General features: G+C 65.6%; 6 protein-coding genes. All 6 read right to left on the bottom strand.

The window, feature by feature from the left end; genetic code table 11:
* Positions 1–203: 203 nt before the first annotated feature.
* Positions 204–1,079 (bottom strand): TIGR02710 family CRISPR-associated CARF protein, encoded by an 876-nt coding sequence (locus tag AC52Q4_RS06120; protein WP_495535917.1) that lies wholly within the window; start codon positions 1,077–1,079, stop codon positions 204–206.
* 149 nt (positions 1,080–1,228) lie between these two features.
* Complete coding sequence (locus AC52Q4_RS06115; protein ID WP_495535918.1) at positions 1,229–2,410, bottom strand: Card1-like endonuclease domain-containing protein; 1,182 nt, start codon at positions 2,408–2,410, stop codon at positions 1,229–1,231.
* A 2-nt stretch (positions 2,411–2,412) separates the two neighbouring features.
* On the bottom strand, positions 2,413–4,065 hold the full coding sequence (locus AC52Q4_RS06110) for an RAMP superfamily CRISPR-associated protein (protein WP_495535916.1): 1,653 nt from the start codon (positions 4,063–4,065) through the stop codon (positions 2,413–2,415).
* Positions 4,062–5,060, bottom strand: a complete 999-nt coding sequence (gene csm4 / locus AC52Q4_RS06105) for a type III-A CRISPR-associated RAMP protein Csm4 (RefSeq protein WP_495535915.1) — start codon at positions 5,058–5,060, stop codon at positions 4,062–4,064. Before csm4 ends, AC52Q4_RS06110 begins: the two co-directional genes overlap by 4 nt.
* A 12-nt stretch (positions 5,061–5,072) precedes the next feature.
* Positions 5,073–5,783 (bottom strand): type III-A CRISPR-associated RAMP protein Csm3, encoded by a 711-nt coding sequence (csm3, locus tag AC52Q4_RS06100; protein WP_495535914.1) that lies wholly within the window; start codon positions 5,781–5,783, stop codon positions 5,073–5,075.
* A 52-nt stretch (positions 5,784–5,835) separates the two neighbouring features.
* Positions 5,836–6,113, bottom strand: a 278-nt coding sequence (gene csm2, locus AC52Q4_RS06095) for a type III-A CRISPR-associated protein Csm2 (RefSeq protein WP_495535913.1), incomplete at its 5' end; no start/stop codon positions are given.

Genomic DNA, 6,113 nt, shown 5'->3' with positions numbered 1-6,113 from the left:
GGGGGGGGGGGGGGCGGCGCCGGGGGGGCGGGGGGTTCCCCCCGACGCGGGTTCGGCTGTACCAAAGGCCCACCCCCCCCCCCTAAAGCCCTTGCGCGGTGGGGCGGGGGCGCCGCCGCACCGCCCCCGGCGGGGGGTGTGGGGGGGGGCGCCGCGGCCCGGAGCGGGGCGAACCGGGGCCCAATGGCTGTCGCCGAGCGCAGTCATTTTGGCGACTTGGAGTCCCAAAATGTATCACGAGCACGGCGACACTCTTTGAGCCGGGCCGGCATACGCAACGCGTTGTCAGGCTTAGCATTCAGATGCTTGAGGGCGGTAAACAGCGGCCCAACCACCGCTCCCGCGTCCTTGCCAAGGCGTTGACGATAAAGCTCGAGTTGTTCCTCGGCGGCGGCATGATCGAAGCGGTCCCAGGCATCAAACGCGCGGCTTAACGCGCGGGCGGTCTGCAGCTCGGCACGCAAGGCACTGTCGCGCGGCAGTGCAAGCCGGGCAAGCCCCTCGGCGGCTTCGCCATAAGCGTAACGCTGCCAGGCGCCAACGAACGGCTGCATGGCACGACGCAGACGAATGCCTTCGGCGCTGACCGCCAATCCGGCCTGACTGCCATCGTGAACCTTGATCAGATCGGCACGGTCACCGGTGATGAGCTGCAGGTTGATCTCATCGGTCTCGAGTGCCGACATCACCAAAGACGCAGTCATCGTTTTGGTGCCGCCGGTGTAGTCGGCGACAAGCCGTGCCTCGGGGAAGCGTGCGCGCAGTGCCGCAATGGCGATCGTCATGCGCGCGACGGCCTCGTCGAGATCATCGGCCGGGACTTGCTCGACGGTGAACTGTGCCTCGCTGAGCCCGGCCTGGGTCGGGATATTCGGCAAGCGCTCAAGGACTTCACCGCCACGGCGGACCTCGACGGACTGGCCTTTGCCGGTGATCGTCTCGATCGAGCCGGCACGTCCGGTGGCCTCGTCCTTGCCGGTCGCGAAGAACAGGACATGCGCCGGCTGCAGTTCACGGATGGCGGTCAGAATGGGCTGATGAGAGCCACCGACGGTGCAGATCAGGATGGGATTCGGCATGCCTTCGTACCTTGGGCTGTGATGGATGCGCAAACCGGACGGTCGCCGTCGCGATCATCCGGGTCTGTCGCCTCCGCGTCCACAGCGGCAAGCTTGCGGCTTCAATCCCCTTCAGATCGGGTCAGCGTTCGGACACGGTCAAGATGGATTCAGCCGCGCCAGGTTCTGACCAGCGTGCGCAAATCTTGAAGTTCGGCCGGCGGTACGAGGCGAATGTTGGCGCGCCGGGCACGGGCGATGAGGACATCGGTGGGTTCGCGTGCCGAGAGCAGCCAGGTCTTGCCAAACAGGCCGCAGACATCTTCACCGAGACTGTCGAGCTTGTAGGCGATTTCGTTGTCGTTCTCACGCCGATAGCGCAGCGTCTTGCACTCGATGAGCAGCAGTTGGTTCATGTGACAGGCGAGCACGTCGAATTCATTGGCCATCGCCTGTTCGTTATCCCAGGCGCCTTCGACGCTGAGGCGCACATCGTGCACACCGGCGTCGCGCACGACATGGTAGGCGTACTCCTCGAGCCAACCGCCACGCACGAACTGCGCCGCCGCAAGATCGGCGAAGCGAAAGTATTCGCTGCCCGGGTCCCAGCTCAGCAGGCCGGCGGCGGTCAGTTGCGCCATGGCCTCGTACCAGAGGCCGCGTGGCGGGCGCGGAAACGACTGAACGGGGGCTGCGAGGCGTTCTTGCCGCTGCTCCGGCACGCGTTCGAGGGCCTTATCGGCCAGGTAGTTCATGGTTCCAATGAAGCTCTGCAGGCTTGGATCAGCACTGCGTTTGCCAAGGAACTTGCAAGCGGCTTTGCGGGCAAGCGCCTGCGTGTGCCAGCGGTCATCGTCGGAGATGGCCCGCTGGAATTGAAAACCCTGGGCGCGCAGATACGCAGGAACGTCCAAGACTTGGGTCATCGGCGTCGGTGCGGGCGGTGGGCAACGCGCGGCCTCACTGGGTAGATATTCGATGCAACGATGCGCGGTGTCGGTGTAGAGGATGCGGCTGGCAATACCGCGGGAGGCCTCGACGAAACCGATCGACATGAGTTTGGTGCCACCGGTGGCATTGAGGACGATCTCGGCGCCGGGGCACTGTTCCATGACCTGCTCGACCAAGGCGTTGGCAAAGTCCTGGATCTGGGGAAAGCCGGCACCAGGCGCCTCCTCACAGCGGGTGATCTCAAGGGTAAGCTCGCGAAGTTGTCGCACCAGGCGCTGGTCGGCCCGGCGCCGAACCATCTCGGTGCTGACGACGAGAAAGGCCCGCTGTGGGCGTTCCATCAGCAACGGGATCAGGTTTTGCAGAACCTGATCGGAGACGAGCACGACGTGGACAACCATGCTCAAGCCCGCGCGCGCACGCGCGCGATCTGCTCCTTGCGCGCCTGTTTCTTCTTCTTGGCCGGCCAGCCGATGAAGCCGTAGATCGCTTCGGCCAAGTCGGCCAAGTCGGTGCAATCCGAGCCCGACCAGTCCTGCTCGGCCTCAGCGAGCAACGCCACGAGTTGGTTGGCCAGCTCGCCACCTTTCTCGTTGCGCCCAGCGGCGCGGTCTTGCGCGAAGCGCTCGCGCAGGTCTTCGAGCTTGACCGCCTCCGCGCTCAACTGGGCGCGCCGAGCCGCGCGGGCGTCGATCTCGCGTTGTTGGCGTGCGGCGGCCTCAGCCTTCGCGTCTTCGCGGGCGCGGCGCTCCTCGGCCACCGCGCGGAGCTGGGCGCGGCGCTGGCTCACCCGTTGATGCCAGTCGGCATCGAGCTGGGTTTGAGCGGCGAGTGCTTGCAACGCGCGCGGCGGCCAGCGCGGTGGCGATTGATCGAACGCAGCGGTTTCGATCAAGACCCAGCCGAAGGGCAGCATGTCGGTGCGTTGTTGAATGTCGCTTGCGGCGAGCCAAACCGTCTTAGCGGTCTCAAGGAACTGGGGTCGCTCTCCCCGGGCGCCCATGATCTTGATCCGTCGCACGCCATTGAGGGTGAGCGAATCGGCCCCGCTGTGGCGCCCGATGCGCAGTAGAAACGCGCGACCCTCCTCCAAAGCGCACTGCTGGCATGCGAGTATCTGATACAGGGTCTGCATCCACTCGCGCGAGAGATAATATCGGTAGCCGAGCGTTTGCAACTCGTGCTCGAGGATAGGCTGATAGAACCGGTTGCAGGCTTGGGCCAGCTCGGCGCAGGTCCAGCGCAACGATGGGTCCGGCAGCCGTCGGTCGCTCATCTCACCCACGTTCTGGATGCCAAGCTGGCCAAGGAATGCTTGGGGGCGCAGATGCGGTACACATTCGAGCACCTGGCGCAGGTTCTCGCCTTGGGCGGCGATCTCGCGGCCGTCTTTCACCACAGGGTGGCGTTTGCGATTGACCGCGTAGCGCACCTCGGTGGCATAGGTCTCGGGTGGGGTTTGATCGCGGGCATCGCCGAGCTGGATCAGGCGCATGGGGTCCTGATCGAACTGGCGATAGTCAAACAGGCGTCGTTGCAGGTCGCGATTGCGCTCGCCGTGCTGGGGACTGGCGCCGTCATTGACCTGATCGAGCAAGGCGGTGCGGATCGCTCCTTTCAGGCTGCTGCCGGGAAGGATCGGGCGGGCGGTGGCCGGGTCGGTAAAGACCCGGGCGATGGCGAGTTGATTGATGATCTCGCGGCCGCTTTCCTCGCGCTGGGCGGTCTTGCCCACACGCTGGCGGTATTCGGCGGCGATGCTCGGCAACACCGGCATGGCGTGCTCGGCTTCGGCGATCAGCGCCTCGCGGTGGCGATGGAAGAAGGCCTGCACCTGCTTAATCAGTTGCACCGTCGGTGCACCACTGAGCACGGCGGTCAGTTCATCCCGGGCGGCGGTGGGGAGTGCGCGCAGGGCGGCGTCCGGGCTGAAGTGGTACACATCGGTGTCGTCGATCACATAGCCCGTGGGCTCCAGATCCTGCCCGGTGCCCAGATGCACCGGCGAGAGTGCGGTGATGACCAGGTGATGCACGTCATGGTGAGTGGTGCTCATGCCGAGATCTCCTTGGGCAGGTGAACCGCAACCGTGGGCGCATAGCCTTGGTGGACGGTTTCAGGGATGACCTTGGACAGGCGCCCAGCGCCGCCCAGCCCTTGGCCGAACAAGGGCGCATCCGGTTGTTGTGCGGGCGTCAGCAAGGCGCCGGCGCGCGCCATCAACACCGGCGTCTTGAATGGATGGCCCGACTGCGCGGCCTGATCGCCGTGACGGCCAAAGCGGGTGAAGACCTCATAGAAGCTGCGCGCGGGCGCGCAGCCCAGTCCCTGCGGAGCGCAAGGGGCGAGCGTCAGGCAGGCATTGGCTTCGGCCTGCGCGGGCCAGGGCTCGTCGAGGGGCTCGACCTCGAATTTGCCCAGACCGATGCTGGCATCGCGCCCGAAACCCACCGCGCCGATATCGGCAAACCCCTGCTGGAGTTGTGCCACCTCGAGGCGCTTGGCATCGAAGACGATGCGGATGCACAGTTCGACAGCCGGGGCATACCAGCGCTGCATCTGCGTGTAGGGCGTGAACTCGCCGCGCCCGGTGGTGCCGGTGAGCCGGTTGATGCTGTTATGCGGCTGCGGATGCAGGGTCAGCAGCGCACTGTGGGCGTGGAGGCGCGCGGTGTCGTGCGTCGGGGTCGGTTCCGTGACAGCGGCGAGCACCTCGGCGTCGCTGCGGCACAGATTCAGCCACTGCGGCAGCGGCTGTTCGAGCGCCGCCAGCGGTAGCCAGCGGCGTGCCTTGACCTGCTTGCGATCAGCCTCGGCGATCTCGGGGAAGCACGACAGTGGCAGGGCCGGGCGTGGTAGCCAGCCGAGCGGCAGCGCATCGGAGACCACCGCAAAGGGTCGCCCGGCGGTGTAGCCCGCGAGCAATTGTTGCAGGTGGGCGTCGCCGTGGCGATTGCGCAGTGCCCAGCAGAGCTGACCGAATAGGGTATCGCCGAGCAGCGGCGAGCCGAACGCAGCCTGGAGGCGCAGGCGCAGGGTGAGCGTTTCCATGCGCGTCTCCGGTTAGTCGAGGCTGAGTTGATCCAGCCGTGCGCGCAGGTCTTGCCCCTGCAAGGTCAGATCGAGGAACCGCAGCTTGCCGTAGCCGCGTGAGCCGGAGCCGCCCAAGCCGGTGAGTTCGAGCAGCTTGAAGCCAACCAACAGCGTTTCGAGCAGGTCTTCGTCACCGTGGACCTTGAGCGTGAGCTGAAAGCCAAAGCGCGCCCCGGCTGGCACCCGTTCGGTGTTGCGCGGATGCTCGGCCACGCCGGCAATGCGGTCGATGGCATTCTCGGTCTTCTGCTCGGTGAGCAGTAAGTTGCGGTTCTCCATCTCCGCGACCCAGTCCGGGTCGAAGTTGCAGTCCCAGAATGCCAGGCGGGTAGGGCCGATCTCGCGCAGCAGCGCCTCGTCGGGGTCGCCCTCGGGCGCGCCCCCAAACAGTTTCAGCAACGCCTTGCCCTGCGCCTGCTGGGTGTCCTGCAGGTCGGCGAGGTGGCGAAAGCCGAGCGGTTTACCGTTGGTGAGGCCGACCACACCCGCGTGCCATTCGAGCAGGCTGCGCATCTTGCCCTTGAGACTGGAGCCGGGGATGTAGGGCTGGTTGGTGACGGGGTTCTTGATCACCGGGTTGTCGGTACCGCCGATGTGCATCTCGGTGTTGCCGCCGCCGATGTGCAAGCCGCTGAGCAGTTCCAGGGTGCCGGTGATCTTGTGGATGTGGGTCAGTTGCATGTTGGGGCCTCGTGTGCGCCTGCTCGTCGTGTGCTGTTGCGTTTGGCCAAGGTCATGTGTTCTCGCCAGGGCGCTGTTCTTTGTAGAAGCCCAGGAAGGCCTCGAAGAAGAGCTTGGCGTAGCCGAGCGTCTTGGCGTCCTCGGCCTGTTTGAGGCAGCGCTCCAGGAGCCTGACGAAATTGTGATCGACCAACTGGCGGCCCTCGGCATAGGCGGCCTTGGCGTTGAGCATCAAGATGACGGGACGCGACTGCTGGAAACGCACCTCATCGGTGCCGACCTTGGTTTGCCACATCACCAGCTCGTCGTAGAAGCGGCGCAGTTGGCTGG

This window comes from Nitrococcus sp. (assembly GCF_059432795.1).
The sequence above is the reverse complement of the archived record's forward strand: the minus strand, read 5'-3'. Positions and strand labels throughout refer to the sequence as shown.

Bases quoted from the DNA above. Each gene is read 5' to 3' on its own strand.
- AC52Q4_RS06120 (WP_495535917.1), bottom strand. From the start codon at position 1,079: ATGCCGAATCCCATCCTGATCTGCACCGTCGGTGGCTCTCATCAGCCC.
- AC52Q4_RS06115 (WP_495535918.1), bottom strand. From the start codon at position 2,410: ATGGTTGTCCACGTCGTGCTCGTCTCCGATCAGGTTCTGCAAAACCTG.
- AC52Q4_RS06110 (WP_495535916.1), bottom strand. From the start codon at position 4,065: ATGAGCACCACTCACCATGACGTGCATCACCTGGTCATCACCGCACTC.
- csm4 (WP_495535915.1), bottom strand. From the start codon at position 5,060: ATGGAAACGCTCACCCTGCGCCTGCGCCTCCAGGCTGCGTTCGGCTCG.
- csm3 (WP_495535914.1), bottom strand. From the start codon at position 5,783: ATGCAACTGACCCACATCCACAAGATCACCGGCACCCTGGAACTGCTC.